This is a genomic window from Pseudomonas sp. NPDC090752, from assembly GCF_055584805.1.
Map to the genome: position 1 here is coordinate 87,716 of NZ_JBVJLI010000016.1, position 19,264 is coordinate 106,979.

Consider the following 19,264-nt stretch of genomic DNA (forward strand, 5'->3'; position numbering starts at 1 on the left):
CTTACAACTCGATGCTCATGCCGTCGAAGGCGACTTCCACGCCGCGGCGCTGCACTTCGGCGCGCTCCGGGGAGTCTTCATCGAGGATCGGGTTGGTGTTGTTGATGTGGATAAGGACCTTGCGCTGGCGCGGGAAGCCGTCCAGCACTTCGAGCATGCCGCCGGGGCCGTTCTGCGCCAGGTGGCCCATCTCGCGGCCGGTGCGGGTGCCGACACCACGGCGCTGCATTTCATCATCCTCCCACAACGTGCCGTCGACCAGCAGGCAGTCGGCGCCGTGCATCATCGTCAGCAGCTTGTCGTCGACCTGGCCCAGGCCGGGCGCGTAGAACAGCTTGCCGCCGGTGCGCGTGTCCTCGACCAGCAGGCCGAGGTTGTCGCCCGGGTGTGGGTCGAAGCGGTGCGGCGAATACGGCGGCGCGGCGCTGCGCAGCGGGAAAGGCGTGAACCTGAGGTTGGGGCAGGCTTGGATGACGAAGCTGCCTTCGAGCTCGATGCGGTTCCACTGCAGGCCACCGTTCCAGTGGCTGAGCATGTTGAACAGCGGGAAGCCGGTGGTGAGGTCCTGATGGACCATGTCGGTGCACCATACCTGGTGCGGGCAGCCTTCGCGCAGGCTGAGCAGGCCGGTGGTATGGTCGATCTGGCTATCGAGCAGGACGATGGCGTTGATGCCAGTGTCGCGCAGTGCCCGGCCCGGCTGCATCGGCGCGAAGCCCTGGAGCTGGGCGCGGATGTCGGGTGAGGCGTTGCACAGGATCCAGTGCACACCATCATCGGAGAGGGCGATCGATGACTGTGTGCGTGCCATGGCGCGCAAGCTGCCATCGCGAAAGCCCTTGCAGTTGACGCAGTTGCAGTTCCACTGCGGGAAGCCGCCGCCGGCGGCGGAGCCGAGAATCTGGATGTACATGGCTGTTCTCTATCCGAACGGGGCAAAAACCCTGTGCAAAAAACGACGACGCCCCGGCGGGCCGAGGCGTCGTTGCGCAAGCTGGGCTTAGCGGCTGGCGAAGTACATGGTCACTTCGAAGCCGATACGCAGGTCAGTGTAGGCAGGTTTGGTCCACATGGGCGTTCTCCTTCAGGATGGGTTAGGGCACTTCAGCTACTAGATTGGTTGCCGCCTGGAGCAGGAGGTTCCATTGGCTGAGATAGCGTTATCTTACAAGAAAATTATGTACCGAAAGGTTAATTCTTCGAAAAGCGCCCTTGCGGTAAACGTAACAATCAGTGCCAGGCCTCATCCGGTGCAGGGGCGTTCGCCAAGCACAGCCAGCTGGATTTGGCGTTTAGCAGGGCGCCTGACAGCGCGTCCAAATCCGCTTGTCGTGTCATCAGAATAGACTTGCGCAGCGCAGGCAAGTCGTCGGTTTGTGTCGCCAGGTGTGTCTGCCATGCCCATTCGGCGACATCGGCGTTGGCCATGGCCGGTTCGTCGAACTGCTCGGCCAATGATTGGCGGGCAGCGGGGGCAAGGGTCACGCCCTGGCGCAGCAGGGTTAGCAGATGATCGAGAATTTCGGCTTGGGTAGCGTGGGGCGATTGCACGCCGAACAGCAGCCCGCCGACCCCTTCGATCTGACGAAAGGTACTGAAAACTGCGTAGCCAAGTTGCAGTTCCACACGCAGGCGTTGATAGAAGGGCCCTTGCAGCAATTGGGCGAAAAGACGGGCACAAGCGTGCTGCTCGGCCGGCACTGGGCAGAACAGCAACAGTGCGTGTTCAGTGCCCGGCACCTGCGCGTCGTGCCAGCGGCGGCCCTGCCACCGCGGCACTGCAGCTGCAGCGCCGACCTGCCCAGGACACGTGTGCAACACGGCGCTGAGCGATTGCAGGGCGGCGGCATCGAAGCCGACGGCGAGGCCGTGCCATCGGCTCTGTCGCCAGGCGTCGTCCAGCGCTTGCTGATCGAGCGTGGCGCCAGCTTTTGGCATTGGCGTTGGGCCGCGCAGCGCATCGGGCAATTGCTTGAGCAGGGCTCTGATCGGAATCAGGGTGGGCTCCTGTTCTGCAGGAAGTGTCCAGTCACCAGGTGAAATCAAGTGCGCCAGGGCGCATTCGACAGCGCGAACTACGGCTGCAGGCTGACCGTTGCAGCGAAGTTGCCAGTATTCACCCGCGGTGCTGAATTGCAGTTGCAACGAAGCACGTTTGCAACGTTCCTGAAGCGGGTGTAAGGCGCGATCGAGCACATCGTACAGGGGCCGGTGCACGGGTGCAGGTACATGCCAGCGCAGATAAACTGCTGCATATTGGCGGGCTGTGGGGAGTAGATCACTGACCATCAGCGCCGCAGGTAGCGGCCTCGCTTGGAGGACAGGCAAGTCGGCAAGCAGCAGCGGGTCGGGCGCAGGTAGCTGCCATTGTCCGAGCTCACGGTGTGGCAGGCCTTCGAGTATCGCCCGAAGCGCCAGCAGCGCTTGAGCGTCCAATGCTGCGAATGGCAGGCCTGCACTGTCGCGGCGGGCCAGCTGAAGTGAGCTGGCGTTGCGTGCCTGGTTTTGCTGCAGCAGGCTGAACTCGGCGTTGAGGTGCGCAGGATCGGCCTGTCGGATGAAGTTGAACCAACCGTGCAGCAGGTCGCGGGCCTGCTCTGAGCAAGCGTCGGTAACGAGCTTCAGGTCGATGTGCCAGAGCATCTGGCCGGCGAAGGCATACAGCATTTCTGCTTCGAACCCTTGCAGCCAGCCGCGCTGGCGCAAGGCATCCAGCCAATTACCCGGCCTACTGTCACTCAAACAGGCGATCAACAGTTCCAACGCGTGATCGGCGCCAACGGGCAGGTTTTCGTGGGTGAACACTAGCCCGGTAGACGTGCTGGTCAAGGCTGGCGGCAGTATTTGCGCGGCCCGTTCCCCAGGCGCAAACACCTGCGCAAACTGCAAGCCGAGCTGTTCCAGTTCGTCCAGTGATTGCGGACCGCACAGGCTCAGGGTGATCTGACCCGCGTGGTAGAACCGTTGATGAAAACCCATGAGGGCATGCTGGAATGCTGGATCCTGCAGTGCCAGGGTATGCCGATTGCCTGCATGAAAGCCGCCCAGCGGATGCCCTGCCGATACTGACTGCAGCAGGGCGAAGTGTTTCTGCGCCTGCGGGTTGCGTGACCAGGCAATGAATTCGGCATGAATCACTTCCCGCTCACGGCGTTGGCGCTCAATGCCCAGGTCCGGTTCTGCGAGCATCTGGCACAACCGCTCCAGCCCGCCGGCCAAGGCGGCGGGTGGCACTTCGAAGAAGAAGTCGGTGGTGCGTTCGCGGGTGCTGGCATTGACCTGGCCGCCGAGGGCCTGGACGTAGCGCATCAAGCCGTCATCCAGTGGGAAACGAGCGTTGCCCAGGAAGAAAAGGTGTTCGAGAAAATGCGCCAGCCCTGGCCATTTCACCGGGGCGTCGTGGCTGCCGGCATGCACACGCAGTGCTGCAGCCGCGCGCTTGAGCCGCGGCGCATGGCGCAGGGTAAGGTGCAGGCCGTTGGCCAGGGTGAGCGTGCGCATGGGGTCAGGCATGGCGCTTCACTCAGCCCCTGCGCAGGTGCAGTTCCTGGCGCAGGTCAGCCAGATACGGAAACGCTTCGCGACCGTTCAACACGCGTTCATGCTCAAGGTCCGCCAGCAACTGGCACTCATCGCGTCCGGCCATGGCCAACAGGCTGCCATCCGGCCCGATGATGCTGCTCTGCCCGCAATACTGGATTTCGCCCTCGGCTCCACAATAGTTGGCGTAGACCAGGTAGCACTGGTTTTCCTGCGCCCGCGAGCGCACCGTCACTTGGCAGACGAAATCGTAGGGGGTCATGTTTGCCGTCGGCACCAGGATCAGCTCGGCCCCGCTTAGTGCCAGGCGCCGGGCATTCTCCGGGAACTCGATGTCGTAGCAGATCAGCAAGCCGACCTTCCAGCCTTCCAGTTCGACCACCGGGAAGTGATCGGCCCCCGCGCTGAACATCGCGCGATCCAGCTCACCGAACAGGTGCGTCTTACGGTAGTTGCACAGGCTGCGGCCTTGGGCATCGATCAACTGCACGCTGTTGTAGATCGCCCCATCTTCGGCACGCTCGGGGTAGCCATAGACGATGGCAATACGGTGCGCCTGGGCGATCTCCACCACCTCCATCGCCGATGGACCATCGTCAGCCTCGGCCAACCGTTCGACCTGCTCCAGGCCGATGTTATAGCCGCTCAGGAACATCTCTGGGCACACCAGTAACTGCGCACCACGCTCGGCCGCCCGTTGCGCCTGGTGGCGCAGCCGTTGCAGGTTGCCGGGCACGTCCAGCGGGTGGGGTGCGCCCTGGAACAGAGCGATGCGCATGCTGCCTCCTTAGGTCAGTCGGCCAGGGCGATGGGCCCGAGTTCATCGAACACGTCGCCTGGGCCGGGGTTGTCGGGGTGGGTGTGGCCACCGAAGTGATTCATGATACCCCACACGGCATTGAGCGAGGTCTGCACCGCGCCTTCGACCCAGGCCGGCGTCCATGACACATCGTCGCCGGCAATGAACATGCCGCGTTGTTCGGCCGGCATGTCCTGCTGCATGAAATGCGCGTACATGCGCTGGTTATAGCGGTAGTGGCCCGGCAGCGCGCCCTTGAAGGCGCCGAGGAAGTGCGGGTCGGCCTCCCAGGAAATGGTGATCGGGTCGCCGATGATGTGCCCGGCGATGTCGGTCTTCGGGTAGATCTTCTTCAAGGCATCCAGGGCCAGCTGCACGCGTTTTTCCACTGGGTGCGGCAGCATCTTCAGGGCGTCGCTCATCCACGCGTAGGACAGGCAGATCACCCCCGGCTTGTCGTCACCGTTGTCGAACAGGTAGGTGCCACGGGTCAGGCGATCGGTAAGGGTCATGCTCATCAGGTCACGGCCGGTTTGTGGGTCTTTGTCCTTCCAGAAGGGCCGGTCGACCATGACGAAGGTTTTCGACGACTGCATGTAGCGGGTACGGTCCAGCGCCATCCACATCTTCTGCGAGAACAGCGACTCTTCGCAGTCGATCTGCGTGGTCAGCAGCCAACTCTGACACGTGGCGAGCACGGCGCCGTAATGGCGCGTGTCACCCCAATTGTCGGTCACTGCCAGGCGCCCATCGGCGGCGCGGGCAATGCGCTTGACCCCAGTGCGTGGCGCGCCCCCGTGCAGCGAACTCAGGCTGGTGCCCTCGGGCCAGTGTGCGCAGCGTTCCGGCACGTGGCGCCAGATGCCCTGCGGCACCTGTTCCACGCCGCCGACGATCAGGTGCTGGTGGTCGTCGCAGTTGGTCATCACTACGCGGAAGATTTCCAGCATCGAGTTGGGGAAATCCGAATCCCAACCCCCAGTGCCGAAACCGACCTGACCAAACACCTCGCGGTGCTGGAAACTCAGTTTGGCGAACGCGCGCGAAGTGGCGACAAAGTCATAGAAGGTGCGGTCGTCCCACAGCGGCACCAGCGTGTTCCACAATGCTTTTAGGCGCGGAACATCGCGGTCGCGAATCGCTTGCTGGATATCGGCGAATTGCGCGCCGCTTTCCAGCGCGTCGGCCCAGGCGTCGGCCACTTCATGGAACAGTGTGGGCAGGTCGCTGGCCTTCTCGGCGTAGTAGGTCTGGCCTTCCAGGTCGATGACCGTGCTGCGCGATGCTGGCGTCAACGGGTTGGGAAACGGCTTGGTCTCCAGGCCCAGCTTGTCGACATAGTGATAGAAGGCGGTGGAAGACACCGGAAAGCGCATGCCGCCGAGCTCGGCGATGATCCCGTCGGTACCGTTGAAGGCCTGCGAACGCAGCCGTCCACCCAGCTTCGAGGCTTCGTACACCACAGGCTTGAGGCCAAGCTTCATCAACTCGTAGGCGGCCACCAGGCCTGCGATGCCGGCGCCGACGATTGCCACTTCCTCACCGTGCCTTGCTGACGGGATGCTGCCCAGGCCAGCCGGGTGTTCCAGCCAGTCGTCGAAGCCGAACGGGAAATCCGGGCCGAAGATGGTGATTGGTTTTTTGCCGTCGGCGGGGTGGCGGTTGTTCTTGTTCATGAAGTGACCTTGCCAGAGCGGCTGCGCGTGGGCGGAGCCTGAGTATAGGAGATGCCAGGTGGTCATTTTATGAAGCGGGGAGGTCGTAAATAAGGCGCAAATTAGCGTCGAATTGATAAGTAATCGCTCAAAGTGACGTTGCTTTGATTAATTTAGACGATACAACCCGAGTGCATTGATTTCAGACTGGCTGCCCACGATCCACCTTGCTGCTCAGAATGATCGAAGTCGTGGTCTTCTCAACCCCCTCGACACTGCCAATCTGGTCGAGCAACTGGTCAAGTTGTTCCGGCGAATCGCTACGCAGCCAGGCCACATAGTCGAACTCGCCGCTCACTGTGCACAATTGCTGCACCTGGCCCATGGCACTGAGGCGGCGCACCACCTCTTTGCCTGAGCGTGGCTGCACCTTGATCCCGACATAAGCCTGCAGCCCGCCACCCATCAGACGCTGGCCCAGGCGCACGCCATAGCCGGTGATGACCTTGCCTTTCTCCAGCCGTGCCAGCCGCGAGTTGACCGTGGTGCGAGCGATGCCCAGTTGACGGGCGAGGGTGGCGACGCTTTCGCGGGCGTTGATCTGCAGCAGGGCGATCAACTGGCGATCGACTTCGTCGAGGGTGATGGTGCGCGAGTCTGACATGGTGAGTCTCTGAAGTAGGCTCGCTAGCCTAGCCAGCCCGTGGCAGGCAGATCAAGGGCAGGGGCTGCGTCGCTGCCGATATTGCGGCATCATGGTCTGGCAACCTTAATGGACCCCCGTTTTGAATTTCGACCTCTTGATGGAATGCTGGCGACAGGAAGTTTCCAACAAGACAAAGCCCGGGCGCCGGATCAGCCTGCTCTTCAACGTCCTGCGCCGCGTACGCAAGGACAACAAGCTGCGCTTCCTCTTTGCCTACCGCCTGGCGCAATACCTCGATGCCCGCGGCGGCCTGTGCAGGCGCCACGCCCGTGGCATGCAGCAGCGGCTGAACCTGAAGTACGCGGTGGATATCGACATCGGTGCGCAGATCGCGCCGGGCCTGCGTATCGCCCATCTGCCTGGCGTGGTAATCACCCGCCACGTGAGCATCGGACGTAATTTCTTCATCCGCCAGAATTGCTCCATCGGTATCAAGACATTGGGTCTGGAGCACTACGCGCTGCACATCGGGGATAACGTCAGTCTCGGTGCCAATAGCTGCATCATTGCCGATCAGATAGACATCGGTGACAACGTGGTAATTGGTGCCATGTCGCTGGTTACACGTGATATCCCGGCCGGTTGCACGTTTTACAACCCACGAGAAACGAGGATGGCTGCTAGAAAGCATTAACACTAAGTTACTTGATGGCTTTGTGATGCTAATGGCTGCCCGTTATCATCCGTGAGGGTTCGCTATTGCGTAAGACAGGCTCGATTTAAAGGATTGATGGGTGAGCAGGGTTCATTTCGACGTAAATGCCGTCTATTGCATTTCGCTGGATACACGCGCTGACCGGCGCGCTTTGTTTGAGCAAAGCATTGCAAATCAGCTCGCAAACCCTGTGACGTTTCACGTGGTGCAGAAAGACAGCGATCCGAAGCGGGGCTGCTACCAGTCCCATCAGCAGCTTGCACAGCGTGCTTTGGATGAAGGGCTGGAGCGGATCCTGGTGTTTGAGGATGACGTCAAACCTTATGAGCTGAAAACTTCTCGGGTCCGTTGGGTAAACCGCTTCATGCGTTCACATCGCTTCGAGGCACTGCACCTGGGTTACTCGATGGGCCGTACTTGGCTCATTTGGTTTCCGTTCATTGCCCGAGGCCGGGTGGTTGCCTTGCATGCGTATGTGCTGTCGCGCGAGGGATGCCGGATACTGGCCAATACGCCCTACGCGGGTGAGCCGGTCGATGTCATGTTCAAACGCCGGATCAAGCAGCACTGCGTGTTTCCGATGATGTTCCGTCAGCATGCAGCGGGAGTGGCCGGGAGTGACCTGGAAACGGTTGTGTGCAATGAAGATGCATGGTGGGAAAGGAATTGGCGTAAACACTGGCGATCGCCGCTGAAGAATCTGTGGCGGACCGCGCTGCGCTTGAATTTCTGAAACCCTGAAAATGACAAAGCCGCGCAGATGCGCGGCTTTGTCATATCTGGTGGGCCCACACGGACTCGAACCGTGGACCAAAGGATTATGAGTCCTCTGCTCTAACCAACTGAGCTATAGGCCCTCAGTAAGTGCCCGGATTATAACGAGGGTTTTGAAACCGTGCCATCCGAAAGATCGGTTAGTGCTATACGAAGAAAGGTAGCAGCGAATTCGTCCGGGGGCAGCGGCAGGCTGACGATATAGCCCTGGATCTGTTCACACCCTTCCACGGCCAGGAAGCGTTGTTGCGCCTGGTTTTCCACCCCTTCGGCAATGATCGTCAGCTGCATGCTGCGGCCCAGCGCGATGATGGCTCGAGCGATAGCCGCATCATGTGGGTCTTCCGGCAGGCCGCGGATGAATGATTTATCGATCTTGAGGATGTCCAGCGGCAGGCGCTTGAGATAGCTCAGTGACGAATAGCCGGTGCCAAAGTCGTCTATGGCCAGCTGCACCCCAAGTTGCTTGAGCTGGTGCAACACCGCCAAGGCCTCCTCGGCCTGGCTCATGATGAAGTTTTCGGTGATCTCCAGTTGCAGGTCGCCCGCCTTTAGCTGATACGTCTTGAGCAGCTGCTCAATACGCTTGGCCAGGCCATGGTGACGCAATTGCGCACCCGCGAGGTTGATCGACAGCGGGCCGAAGGCCTGGTAACTCCGCTTCCACTGATGCATTTGCCGGCAAGCCTGTTCCAGCACCCAATCGCCGAGCTGAAGAATGGTGCCGTTCTCCTCGGCGAGGTGGATGAAATGCTCTGGCGGGACTTCGCCGAACGTTGGGTGATTCCAGCGGATCAGTGCTTCGGCGCCTACCAGGGTCTGGGTTTTGAGGCTGAACTTGGGCTGGTAGCACAAGCTCATTTCGTTGCGTTCCACGGCCCGGCGCAACTCGTGCTCCAGCGCGATACGTTCGCTGGCCTGGGTCGTCAGGTCGCGGGTGTAGGCTTCGACGCGGTTGCGGCCCTTGGCTTTGGAGCGATACATGGCGGCGTCGGCGTTGCGGATCAGCGTGGCGACGTCGATGCCGTCCTGCGGGTAGAGGCTGATGCCGATACTGGCGCTGGTGAAGAACTCGTGCTCGCCGGCCTGGAAGGGGGCGCTGAAGCAGGCCAGCAGTTTGTTGGCAATGGCGCTGGCGTCGCTGGGTTTGTGCAGGCCGGGCAGGAGGATGATGAACTCGTCGCCGCCCAGGCGCGCTACGGTGTCGACATCGCGCACCTGTTCCTTGAGGCGCTGGGCGATGCCCTTGAGCAGCAGGTCGCCGACCGGGTGGCCAAGGCTGTCGTTGATGTGCTTGAAGCGGTCCAGGTCGAGGAACAGCACCGCGCCCTGGCGATTGCTCACTTGCGCACAAGTAAGTACGGCTTGCAGGCGGTTCTCGAACAGCGCGCGGTTGGGCAGGCCGGTGAGCGGGTCGTGGTGGGCCTGGTAGTCGAGCTTGGCCTGGGCGTGCTTGAGGCTGGAGATGTCGGCGAATACGGCGACGAAATGCGTGATTTCGCGGTCGCTGTTACGCACGGCGCTGATGGTCAGCCAGCCAGGGTAGAGGTCGCCGTTTTTGCGCTTGTTGTAGATCTCGCCCTGCCAGTGGCCCTCGTCGGTAAGCTGGTGCCACATGGCCGCATAGAAGGCGCTGTCGTGCTGGCCAGAGGCGAGCAGGCGTGGGGTTTGGCCGAGGGCTTCGATTTCGCTGTAGCCAGTGATCTCGCTGAACGCGCGGTTGACCGCGCTGATACGCTGGTCAATATCGGTGATCAGTACACCTTCGGCGGTATTTTCGAACACGGTGGCTGCCAGTTGCAGTTTTTCCTGCATCAGGTGGCGTTCGGTGATGTCGCGGGCGATGGTCAGCATGCAGTCGACGCCGCCGATCGGCAGCGGCCGTGCAGACAGCTCACACAGGCGGATCTGCCCATCACTGCGGCGGATATGGCAACTGAAATCGCGCACGAAGCCTTCACGGGCAAGCTGGTCGATCAGGCGTTTGCGTTCGTTGAGGTCAACCCAGATACCCAGGTCGAACGAGGTCTGGTCGATGGTTGGGTTGAGGTCGTAGCCAGTCAGGCGGCAGAAGCCCTCGTTAACTTCAAGCAGCAGGCCGTCGCTCTGGCGCGACAGCAGCAGGCCATCGGGCGAGGCGTGGAAGGCTTTGGCGAATTTCTCCTCGGAGGTTTGCAGCTGCTGTTGGGTTTCTTTCAACTGACTGATGTCCCGTACGGCAACCACGAAGGCCAGGGTGCCATCCAGTTCAAAGGTTTCGGCGGAGGTCAGGCCGGTGAACATCTGCCCATTGCTACGGCGGTAGTTCATTTCCAGGTTGCGGATACCGCCCTGATGCAGGCGTTCAAGCAAGACCGGTCCGGTGCCCTGTACGCCCCATAGGTTCAGCTCCGTGGCAGTGCGGCCGATCACCTGGCCAGGTGTCAGGCCGATCTGCTCTTCGAACGCTTCATTGACTTCCAGCAGGCAGCCGTCGCTGTGACGGGCAATCAGCAGGATGTCGGGGCACTGCTGGAACACCGAAGCGAATTTCTGCTCCGACAGGCGCAGTGCATCCTCGGTCCGTTTGGTTTCGCTGATATCGATCATCAGCCCGCGCATTACCGGCCGGTGGCCATGCTCGATCATGCTGACGATGTTGCGTACCCAGAGTGGCTGGCCATCGGCGTGCATCACCCGGTAATCGAGGCTGTGGTCGCGGCCTGCTGCGGTTTCGCTCTCGCAGTAGGCCTGGGCCCACAGCGCGTCTTCCGGGTGCAGGATGCTGCGCCAGAAGCCAGGTTTGAGCCAGTCATGAAGGGGGTAACCCAGCAGATCTTCGGCATGTGGCGAAACGTAGCTGTAGGTGAAATCGTTGGCGTCGGCCTCCCAGGCGATCGCCGAGAGGCTTTCGATCAGGCCGCGGTAGTGATACTCACTGCTGCGCAACTCCTGCTCCAGGGCGATGCGCCGAGAGATCTCAGAACTGAGGCGGCGATTGATGCGGATCACCGCAGCGAGGATGGCGACCAGCAGCAGGACGGCGGGCAGGCCATAGATGAGCATGTCGTGCCAGAAAGTGCGCTGGTCCACTACGTTGCCCACCCAACGCTGCTGGATCTGGCTGATCTCCTCGCTGGACATGTCGGCCATGACCTTGTCGAGGATGCCGATAAGGATTTTTTTATCGCGCGGGGCGGCCATTGCCAGTTGGTAGCGATAGGGCGTTTCGCCGCTGACATACAAACCGTCGAGCTTGAGCTGGCGCAGGCTCCAGATGCTTGAAGCGAGGTCTCCGACCACGGCATCCACTTCGTCGGTGGCCAAGGCCTGCAGCGCCGAGCTGACATTGGGCAAGGCCACCAGGTTGAGGTCGGGGTGATGGGTTCGCAACAGCTCGTGGGGGGCATAATTCTCTACCACGGCGATTTTCAGGCCGTACAGATCGTTGAGGGTGCGCGGTTGCGGGCCACCTTCGTGAGCGAGGATGACGATGGGGAAATCCAGGTAAGGGCGGGTGAAGGCCAGGTAACCCTGGCGTTCCGGGGTCGACATGACGCCAGGCAACAGGTCGATGCGGCTCTCACGCGCCTGCTGCAACACCTCGGTCCAGCTGCTGGGCTCGATGGGTTTGAGCGTTATACCCAGGCGCTCCTGAAGCAAGGCGATGTAATCGGCGGCCAATCCCTGGTACCGGCCTTCTTGGTCTCGAAACTCGAACGGTGGCCAAGAAGCGTCGACGCCCAGCTTCAACTGCGGGTGGGCAGTCAGCCAGGATTTCTCTTCGTCAGTCAGGGTCAGGGCGCCGGCCGTTGTGTTCCACAGGATCAGGAGCAGCAACAGAATGGCCGGCATTGGCGGCATGGCAGCCTCGCATTCAGATAGTCTGAAGTCGAGTGTAGACGGGCATTCATACCACTGGGTAGCTAGTTGCCACGACCATTTGTCACATAAGAAAAACCCCGGCCTGGGCCGGGGTTCGTCATCACTCGTCGAGGAAGGAGCGTAGATGCTCGCTGCGGGTTGGGTGGCGCAGTTTGCGCAACGCTTTCGCTTCAATCTGACGGATCCGTTCACGGGTCACGTCGAACTGCTTGCCCACCTCTTCGAGGGTGTGGTCGGTGTTCATGTCGATACCGAAACGCATGCGCAGCACCTTGGCTTCACGTGCGGTCAGGCCCGAGAGCACGTCACGGGTCGCTTCCTTGAGGCTTTCGACCGTGGCCACGTCGATCGGGGACTGCATGGTCGAGTCCTCGATGAAGTCACCCAGGTGCGAATCTTCGTCATCACCGATCGGCGTCTCCATGGAGATCGGCTCTTTGGCGATTTTCAGCACCTTGCGGATCTTGTCCTCCGGCATCTCCATGCGCTCACCGAGCTCTTCCGGGGTCGGTTCGCGACCCATTTCCTGCAGCATCTGCCGGGAAATACGGTTGAGCTTGTTGATCGTCTCGATCATGTGCACCGGAATACGGATGGTGCGCGCCTGGTCGGCGATCGAGCGGGTAATGGCCTGACGGATCCACCAGGTAGCATAGGTCGAGAACTTGTAGCCGCGACGGTATTCGAACTTGTCCACCGCCTTCATCAAACCGATGTTGCCTTCCTGGATCAGGTCGAGGAACTGCAGGCCACGGTTGGTGTACTTCTTGGCAATGGAGATCACCAGACGCAGGTTCGCCTCGACCATTTCTTTCTTGGCGCGGCGGGCCTTGGCCTCACCGATGGACATGCGACGGTTGATGTCCTTGATCTCGGCGACGGTCAGGCCAGTCTCGGTCTCAAGGTCGATCAGCTTTTGCTGGCAGGCAACAATAGCGGCGTCCTTTTCACCCAGGGCGGCAGCCCACTTGGTGTTGCGCTTGGCGAGGTCACCGCTCCAGGTCTGGTCGGTCTCGTTACTCGGGAACAGGCGCAGGAAGTCGGCCCGCGGCATGCGCGCATCACGTACGCACAGCTGCATGATCGCCCGCTCTTGCTGACGCAAGCGGCTCAGGGCATCACGCACACGCTCGACCAGTACGTCGAACTGCTTCGGTACCAGCTTGATCGGCATGAACAAATCAGCCAGAGCCTGCATCGCACCGATGCTCTCGGCATGGTCGCGGCCATGCTTTTTCAGCACCTTGAGGGTGTTGACGAGCTGGTCGGATACCGCGCCGAAACGTTGGGCTGCGACGACGGGGTCGGGACCGCTCTCGGTCTCTTCCTCATCGTCACCGCTGTCGTCGCTTTCCTCTTCGTCGTCAGACTCTTCTTTCGCGGCAGCGGCCTTGGCACCAGGAATCGGCACTTCTTCGGTCGGCGCGGCGATATTGTCGTCAGGGTCGATATAACCGCTGAGAACGTCGGACAGACGGCCACCTTCGGTGGTGACACGGTTGTATTCGCCGAGGATGTAGTCGACTGTGCCCGGGAAGTGGGCGATGGCGCCCATGACTTCACGGATGCCTTCCTCGATACGCTTGGCGATTTCGATTTCGCCTTCGCGGGTCAGCAACTCGACGGTACCCATTTCCCGCATGTACATGCGCACCGGGTCGGTCGTGCGGCCGATATCGGTTTCAACGGCCGCCAACGCTGCTGCGGCTTCTTCGGCCGCGGCTTCGTCGGTGTCGGCTTCCGCCAACAGAAGGGCATCCGCATCCGGAGCACTCTCGAATACGTTGATCCCCATGTCGTTGATCATGCGGATGATGTCTTCCACCTGCTCCGGATCTGAAATATCCTCGGGCAGGTGGTCGTTGACCTCCGCGTAAGTCAGGTAGCCCTGCTCACGACCGCGGGTGATCAACTCTTTGATACGAGACTGCTGTTGCGCTTTTCCGGACATAACACCCTATCCACTGAAGGTCTTGGCGGGCAAAAAACAAGCCGAGGATTATACCCGAGCATGGGCCTCACGCGCCAGATGAGGTCGGCGTTTGTGCGGGAACATTACGGCTGAGGAGGGCGAGAAGCTGTGATTTTTCCTCGCTGGTCAATTCGCTTTGACGTGATTTCCTGAGCAGTTGTTCCAGGCTGCGCTCGCGTTGGCGGGCGGACAAGCTAGTAATGGTGTCGAAAAACTGTTGTTCAAGGCTGTCGGCCACGATCAGCCATTCCTTTTCCGCCAGCGCCCGCAGCAGGCGGCCCTGTTCGGTACCATGCCAGCGCGCGATCAGCTGCATTGAGCTTAGCCCAGGATTTTTCTGAGCGGCTTCGATCAGTGCAACCAGCAGCTGGCTGTAAAGGTGTTCTTCGTCGGCGAAATGGCTGGCGTCCTCGACCTTGCCTGCCAGCAGCGGGTGGTGCAGCAGGGTGCGCAAGGCCGCGAGAGTCGGGGGCTCCACCGGTGCCGGTGTGCGAGGTGGTGGCTCATCGCGTTGCTGCCAGGGCTTGCCGCCTTTGCGGTTTTTGTCCCATGGCTTGTCACGCCACGGCTTCTTGCCGCCACCCTTGTTTGGCTTCCACTGTTGTTCCTGTTGCGCAGGCGCATAGTCGTGCTGCGGCATGTCGCCGTAGTCCGGGGTGTAGCTGGCCATGGCGTCATAGTCGTAGCCGGGGTCGTAGTCCGGCACGCTGCTGGTTGCAGGGGCCTGCTGGGCTAGCTGCTCGACCTGCTGTGGATCCAGCCCGGTGATTTCTTTCAGGCGGTTGCGCATCAACTGGCGCAGGTTGGCGCCGGGAATCTTTTCGATCAACGGTGCTGCCAGGGTCGCCATGTGCGCCTTGCCTTCCAGCGAGCGTGGGTCGGCCTCGTTGCTCAATTGCTCGAAGAAATAGTCGGCCAATGGTTGCGCGTGCTGATTGATGCGGGCCATGAAGGCGTCGGTGCCTTCGGCGCGCACCAGGCTGTCCGGGTCTTCGCCTTCGGGCAGGAACAGGAAGCGCGCGCGTCGTCCGTCCTGCAGGGCCGACAGGGTCGACTCCAGGGCGCGCCACGCGGCTTTTCGACCGGCCTGGTCGCCGTCGAAGCAGAACAACACGCTGGGCACCACGCGGAACAGGCGCTTGAGGTGTTCTTCGCTGGTGGCGGTGCCTAGGGTGGCCACGGCGTTGCGCAGGCCCTGCTGGGCCAGGGCGATGACGTCCATATAGCCCTCGACGACGATGATCTCGTCGAGGTTGCGGTTGTGCTTGCGTGCCTCGTAAAGCCCGTAGAGTTCCTGGCCTTTGTGAAACACCGGAGTTTCCGGGGAGTTGAGGTACTTGGGCTTGTCGTCACCCAGTACACGGCCGCCGAAGGCGATGATGCGGCCACGGCTGTCGCGGATCGGGAACATCACCCGGTCGCGGAAACGGTCGTAGCGCTTGCCGCTTTCGGCGTTCTCGATCAGCAGGCCGGCGTCGATCATCACCTTTTGTTGCAGGGTATCGGCACCCAGGTGCTTGAGCAGGTTGTCCCAGCCTGGCGGGGCGAAGCCCAGGCCGAAGTCGCGGGCGATTTCGCCAGAAAGACCGCGGCCTTTGAGGTAATCCACCGCTGCCTTGCGGGTCGGGTGGTTGCGCAAGGCCTGGCGGTAGAACTCCGAGGCGGCGTCGAGCAGCGGATACAGCGGTGAGTCGGTCGGCTGGCGGGGTTTTTGCCCGCGGCGGCCCTCTTCGCGGGGGACTTCCATGCCGGCGGCGCGGGCCAGCTCTTCGACGGCCTGGGGGAAGTCCAGGTTGTCGTGGTCCATGACGAAGCCGAGGGCGTTGCCGCCGGCGCCGCAGCCGAAGCAGTAATAGAACTGTTTGTCCGGGCTGACCGTGAAGGAGGGGGTTTTCTCCTTGTGAAACGGGCAGCAGGCGGAATAATTTTTGCCGGCCTTTTTCAGCTGGACGCGCGAACTCACCACGTCGACGATGTCGAGGCGGTTGATCAGGTCGTCAATGAAGCTTTGGGGAATCAGCCCGGCCATGGCAGTCTCGTCATCTGGCAACTGGCAAGTCTAATCGCTAGCGCGCCGTTTGGGGCGAGTGCTGCTAGGGGAAGTGCGAGGGAGTGTGTGCTCGTCTGCAGCTACCAGAACAACTGGTGGCTCGTCAGTGAGGACGTGCACGCACTGGTCGAAACCAGTTCTGACGTTGTGATGCGTTTTGTCCATTGCGTGATGCGATGGACGCCTTGGGCTAGCTGCTCAAGGTTGAAACAAACCGCTGCCATCGGCCCGGCGGTGAGCCGGGCAGGGCAGAAGCTTTGCGTAGAACGCTTGTACTGAATCAGTACAGGCGAACGGCGCGGCGCTGTTCGCGCTGAACTTTCTTGGCGTGACGCTTAACAGCAGCAGCTGCTTTACGCTTACGCTCGGCGGTCGGCTTCTCGTAAAACTCGCGGCTACGAACTTCAGCCAGTACACCGGCTTTTTCGCAGGAGCGCTTGAAACGACGCAGAGCTACGTCGAAGGGTTCGTTCTCTTTAACTTTGACGGCTGGCATCCAGGGCTACCTTAATTCATTACCGGGGTAGACGTGCTCCTGGCAAAACAAAGGTGTGCTGGAGTACGTCGGTTTTCAAGGGTTGCGGATGTTAACCCTTAGCACGCCGGAATGCAAAGCCTCTGATCGAAAACCGCTGGTCGGCACCCGGCACGGGGACTATCATGCGCGGCTTCGAATTCAGCCCCCACAAGGGACGAGCCCATGCTAGTACTGGGATTGGAAACATCCTGCGACGAAACCGGCGTCGCATTATACGACAGTGAACGCGGTTTGTTAGCCGACGCGCTGTTCAGCCAGATCGACCTGCACCGTGTGTTTGGCGGGGTCGTGCCCGAGCTTGCCTCGCGCGACCACGTCAAGCGCATGCTGCCACTCATCCGCCAGGTGCTGGACGAGGCAGGCTGCGTCGCCACCGAGATCGATGCCATCGCCTACACCGCAGGCCCTGGCCTGGTCGGTGCGTTGCTGGTCGGCGCTTCGTGCGCCCAGGCGTTGGCGTTTGCCTGGGATATTCCAGCCATTGGTGTACACCATATGGAGGGTCACCTGCTGGCGCCCATGCTGGAGGAAAACCCGCCGCAATTCCCGTTCGTCGCTTTGTTGGTGTCTGGCGGCCATACCCAGCTTGTTCGGGTCGATGGCATCGGCCAATACGAACTGCTGGGCGAGAGCCTTGATGACGCGGCAGGCGAGGCGTTCGACAAGACCGCCAAGCTGATAGGCCTCAATTATCCAGGCGGCCCGGAAATCGCCCGCCTGGCCGAGCAAGGTGTGCCGGGGCGCTTCAAGTTCCCGCGGCCGATGACCGACCGCCCAGGCCTGGCGTTCAGCTTCAGCGGCCTCAAGACTTTCGCCCTGAACACCTGGCAGCAGTGCCGCGATGCGGGTGACGACAACGAGCAAACCCGTTGCGATGTGTCTCTGGCGTTTCAGCAGGCGGTGGTGGAGACGCTCACCATCAAGTGCAAGCGCGCCCTGAAGCAGACCGGTCTCAAGCGCCTGGTGATTGCCGGTGGCGTGAGCGCCAACAAGGCACTGCGGGCGTCCCTGGAAGACATGCTCGCCAGTATCAAGGGCAACGTTTACTACGCGCGTCCGCAATTTTGTACCGACAATGGTGCGATGATTGCCTATGCCGGCTGCCAGCGGCTGTTGGCCGGACAGCAGCAGGACCTGGCGATCAGCGTGCAGGCGCGCTGGCCGATGGAGCAGTTGCCACCGTTGTAAAAAGGTCTAGGCGAACGTCAGAAGTGGCGTTCGCGTCCGGCGAACAGGTCGCGCAGATTATTGCGGTGCCGCCAGACGATCATCAGGGTCAGTACGCTGATCGGCAGCAGCGCCTCGGGCTCGCGCCAGGCCAGCAGCGGCAGGGTCAGCGGTGTCGCCACCAGCGCAGCCAGCGAGGCGGTGCGGGTGAGGTAGAAGGTCAACAGCCAGGCGCCGATGGCCAGTAGCGCGGCGGGGAAGTACAGGCCCATGAGCATGCCTGCCGCAGTCGCCACACCCTTGCCGCCCTTGAAGCGAAAGTACACCGGGAACAGGTGGCCGAGCACCGCGCATACACCGACCCAGGCCTGTTCTTGCAGGTCGAGTCCGGCCAGGCGTGCAAGGAGTATCGGCAACAACCCCTTGCACAGGTCGCCAAGCAGGGTCAGGATCGCCAGTTTACGGCCTGCCAGGCGTAGCATGTTGGTGGCGCCGGCATTGCCTGAACCACTGGAGCGAGGGTCCGGGCTGCCCGTGAGGCGGCTGAGGACGATGGCGAAGGACAGCGAGCCGAGCAGGTAGGCGAGCAGCGCCAGTAACCAAAACATGCTAACTATTCCGGGCGAGGACGCCCTGATTCTAACGGCGCCAGTCGCCCTTGTCGTGCTGTGGAGAGAAGTGCTTGGACAGAGTGTTCATCGAAGGCCTGGAAGTCGAGACCGTCATTGGTGCCTATGACTGGGAACGGGATATTCGCCAGTGCCTGCGCCTGGACTTGAGTTTCGCCTGGGACAACCGCCCGGCGGCGGCGGGGGATGACCTGACCTTGGCGTTGGACTACGCCAGTGTTTCGGCGCGAATCCAGGCCTTTGCCGAGCAGGCGCGTTTCGAGTTGGTGGAGACCTTCGCCGAGCGCCTGGTCGCCACCCTGATGGACGAGTTCCACATCCCTTGGGTTCGGCTCAAGCTGATCAAGCCGGGCGCCGTACCGGCGGCCCGTGGCGGTGTTGGCGTGGAGATCGAGCGCGGATGTCTCTGAGCACGGTTTACCTGGGCCTTGGCAGTAACACCGAGCGCCATGCACATCTGTGTGCTGGGCTTGATGCATTGGCGTCGATCCTCACTGAAATGCGCTGTTCTCCGGCATTTGAGAGCCAGGCGGTGGGGATCAAGAGCGGCCCGTTCATCAACTTCGTGGTGACTGGCAAGACGGACTTGCCTTTGATGGAGCTGGACCGCCGGCTGAAGTTCATCGAGGCCGACAATGGTCGCTATGCGCCTGAGCGCAAGGGCTTGCCGCTGGATATCGACGTGCTGATGTATGACCATCTGTGTGGTACGTTCGATGGCCTGGTGTTGCCAAGGGCGGAGATCTTGAAAAATGCCTTTGTGCTGTGGCCGCTGTCCTTGCTGGCCCCTGAGTTGGTGCATCCGGGAGTGGGCAAGCGCATGGCGCAGCTGTGGCAGGAAGCGCAGATCGAGCAGGTGCTGGCACCGGTGGCCTTTGAGTGGCGCGGGTTACAGCTGACGCCTGCGTGAACCTG

At 61.4% G+C, this 19,264-nt stretch carries 16 protein-coding genes and 1 tRNA gene; 5 read left to right on the forward strand and 12 right to left on the reverse strand.

The features are described from left to right. Position 1 precedes the first annotated feature (1 nt). The 6 genes from pqqB to ACZ6YA_RS20270 all read right to left on the reverse strand — a co-directional run bounded on the left by pqqB (position 2) and on the right by ACZ6YA_RS20270 (position 6,658). Positions 2 to 913, reverse strand: a complete 912-nt coding sequence (pqqB, locus tag ACZ6YA_RS20245) for a pyrroloquinoline quinone biosynthesis protein PqqB (protein ID WP_465898864.1) — start codon at positions 911 to 913, stop codon at positions 2 to 4. Between the two features lie 87 nt (positions 914 to 1,000). After that, positions 1,001 to 1,072, reverse strand: coding sequence for a pyrroloquinoline quinone precursor peptide PqqA (gene pqqA, locus ACZ6YA_RS20250; RefSeq protein ID WP_008365141.1), 72 nt, complete (start codon positions 1,070 to 1,072; stop codon positions 1,001 to 1,003). A gap of 158 nt (positions 1,073 to 1,230) precedes the next feature. Beyond that, entirely contained in the window at positions 1,231 to 3,513 is a 2,283-nt protein-coding gene (gene pqqF, locus ACZ6YA_RS20255; RefSeq protein ID WP_465898865.1) for a pyrroloquinoline quinone biosynthesis protein PqqF, read from the reverse strand. Between the two features lie 10 nt (positions 3,514 to 3,523). Further along, positions 3,524 to 4,318 carry a carbon-nitrogen hydrolase family protein gene (locus ACZ6YA_RS20260; protein ID WP_465898866.1) on the reverse strand — a complete coding sequence of 265 codons (795 nt, stop codon included), beginning with the start codon at positions 4,316 to 4,318 and terminating at the stop codon, positions 3,524 to 3,526. A 14-nt stretch (positions 4,319 to 4,332) separates the two neighbouring features. Next, a complete protein-coding gene (locus ACZ6YA_RS20265; RefSeq protein WP_465898867.1) occupies positions 4,333 to 6,015 on the reverse strand; it encodes a flavin monoamine oxidase family protein in 1,683 nt (560 codons plus the stop codon). A gap of 181 nt (positions 6,016 to 6,196) precedes the next feature. Next, positions 6,197 to 6,658, reverse strand: coding sequence for an Lrp/AsnC family transcriptional regulator (locus tag ACZ6YA_RS20270; RefSeq protein WP_465898868.1), 462 nt, complete (start codon positions 6,656 to 6,658; stop codon positions 6,197 to 6,199). 121 nt (positions 6,659 to 6,779) lie between these two features. Here ACZ6YA_RS20270 and ACZ6YA_RS20275 point away from each other — a divergent pair, with 121 nt between their 5' ends. Next, positions 6,780 to 7,334: a serine acetyltransferase gene (locus tag ACZ6YA_RS20275; protein WP_465898869.1), complete on the forward strand. Its 555-nt coding sequence runs from the start codon at positions 6,780 to 6,782 to the stop codon at positions 7,332 to 7,334. 100 nt (positions 7,335 to 7,434) lie between these two features. Next, positions 7,435 to 8,088 carry a glycosyltransferase family 25 protein gene (locus ACZ6YA_RS20280; RefSeq protein WP_465898870.1) on the forward strand — a complete coding sequence of 218 codons (654 nt, stop codon included), beginning with the start codon at positions 7,435 to 7,437 and terminating at the stop codon, positions 8,086 to 8,088. A 47-nt stretch (positions 8,089 to 8,135) separates the two neighbouring features. Here the strand turns inward: ACZ6YA_RS20280 and ACZ6YA_RS20285 are convergent. The 5 genes from ACZ6YA_RS20285 to rpsU all read right to left on the reverse strand — a co-directional run bounded on the left by ACZ6YA_RS20285 (position 8,136) and on the right by rpsU (position 16,511). Further along, positions 8,136 to 8,212: transfer RNA gene (locus ACZ6YA_RS20285), tRNA-Ile, on the reverse strand. A gap of 16 nt (positions 8,213 to 8,228) precedes the next feature. Continuing rightward, a complete protein-coding gene (locus ACZ6YA_RS20290) occupies positions 8,229 to 11,972 on the reverse strand; it encodes an EAL domain-containing protein (RefSeq protein ID WP_465898871.1) in 3,744 nt (1,247 codons plus the stop codon). A gap of 121 nt (positions 11,973 to 12,093) precedes the next feature. Beyond that, positions 12,094 to 13,944 carry an RNA polymerase sigma factor RpoD gene (rpoD, locus tag ACZ6YA_RS20295; protein ID WP_465898872.1) on the reverse strand — a complete coding sequence of 617 codons (1,851 nt, stop codon included), beginning with the start codon at positions 13,942 to 13,944 and terminating at the stop codon, positions 12,094 to 12,096. 67 nt (positions 13,945 to 14,011) lie between these two features. Beyond that, a complete protein-coding gene (gene dnaG, locus ACZ6YA_RS20300) occupies positions 14,012 to 15,994 on the reverse strand; it encodes a DNA primase (protein ID WP_465898873.1) in 1,983 nt (660 codons plus the stop codon). Positions 15,995 to 16,295: 301 nt separating this feature from the next. Next, positions 16,296 to 16,511, reverse strand: a complete 216-nt coding sequence (gene rpsU, locus ACZ6YA_RS20305) for a 30S ribosomal protein S21 (protein ID WP_003255575.1) — start codon at positions 16,509 to 16,511, stop codon at positions 16,296 to 16,298. Positions 16,512 to 16,715: 204 nt separating this feature from the next. Between rpsU and tsaD the strand changes: the two genes are divergently transcribed. Next, positions 16,716 to 17,741 (forward strand): tRNA (adenosine(37)-N6)-threonylcarbamoyltransferase complex transferase subunit TsaD, encoded by a 1,026-nt coding sequence (gene tsaD / locus ACZ6YA_RS20310; protein WP_403131462.1) that lies wholly within the window; start codon positions 16,716 to 16,718, stop codon positions 17,739 to 17,741. Positions 17,742 to 17,758: 17 nt separating this feature from the next. Here the strand turns inward: tsaD and plsY are convergent, their stop codons facing one another. Beyond that, positions 17,759 to 18,328 (reverse strand): glycerol-3-phosphate 1-O-acyltransferase PlsY, encoded by a 570-nt coding sequence (gene plsY, locus ACZ6YA_RS20315; protein ID WP_465898874.1) that lies wholly within the window; start codon positions 18,326 to 18,328, stop codon positions 17,759 to 17,761. Between the two features lie 74 nt (positions 18,329 to 18,402). Between plsY and folB the strand changes: the two genes are divergently transcribed. Continuing rightward, on the forward strand, positions 18,403 to 18,759 hold the full coding sequence (gene folB / locus ACZ6YA_RS20320) for a dihydroneopterin aldolase (protein ID WP_465898875.1): 357 nt from the start codon (positions 18,403 to 18,405) through the stop codon (positions 18,757 to 18,759). Beyond that, positions 18,750 to 19,259, forward strand: a complete 510-nt coding sequence (folK, locus tag ACZ6YA_RS20325; RefSeq protein ID WP_465898876.1) for a 2-amino-4-hydroxy-6-hydroxymethyldihydropteridine diphosphokinase — start codon at positions 18,750 to 18,752, stop codon at positions 19,257 to 19,259. The genes folB and folK overlap by 10 nt, the downstream gene beginning before the upstream one ends. The last annotated feature ends 5 nt before the right edge of the window (positions 19,260 to 19,264 follow it).

Excerpts from the sequence above, each read along its gene's own strand:
- plsY (WP_465898874.1), bottom strand. The coding sequence starts at position 18,328 with ATGTTTTGGTTACTGGCGCTGCTCGCCTACCTGCTCGGCTCGCTGTCC.
- pqqF (WP_465898865.1), bottom strand. The coding sequence starts at position 3,513 with ATGCCTGACCCCATGCGCACGCTCACCCTGGCCAACGGCCTGCACCTT.
- dnaG (WP_465898873.1), bottom strand. The coding sequence starts at position 15,994 with ATGGCCGGGCTGATTCCCCAAAGCTTCATTGACGACCTGATCAACCGC.
- ACZ6YA_RS20290 (WP_465898871.1), bottom strand. The coding sequence starts at position 11,972 with ATGCCGCCAATGCCGGCCATTCTGTTGCTGCTCCTGATCCTGTGGAAC.
- folK (WP_465898876.1), top strand. The coding sequence starts at position 18,750 with ATGTCTCTGAGCACGGTTTACCTGGGCCTTGGCAGTAACACCGAGCGC.
- rpsU (WP_003255575.1), bottom strand. The coding sequence starts at position 16,511 with ATGCCAGCCGTCAAAGTTAAAGAGAACGAACCCTTCGACGTAGCTCTG.
- ACZ6YA_RS20270 (WP_465898868.1), bottom strand. The coding sequence starts at position 6,658 with ATGTCAGACTCGCGCACCATCACCCTCGACGAAGTCGATCGCCAGTTG.
- rpoD (WP_465898872.1), bottom strand. The coding sequence starts at position 13,944 with ATGTCCGGAAAAGCGCAACAGCAGTCTCGTATCAAAGAGTTGATCACC.
- ACZ6YA_RS20260 (WP_465898866.1), bottom strand. The coding sequence starts at position 4,318 with ATGCGCATCGCTCTGTTCCAGGGCGCACCCCACCCGCTGGACGTGCCC.
- ACZ6YA_RS20265 (WP_465898867.1), bottom strand. The coding sequence starts at position 6,015 with ATGAACAAGAACAACCGCCACCCCGCCGACGGCAAAAAACCAATCACC.
- tsaD (WP_403131462.1), top strand. The coding sequence starts at position 16,716 with ATGCTAGTACTGGGATTGGAAACATCCTGCGACGAAACCGGCGTCGCA.
- pqqB (WP_465898864.1), bottom strand. The coding sequence starts at position 913 with ATGTACATCCAGATTCTCGGCTCCGCCGCCGGCGGCGGCTTCCCGCAG.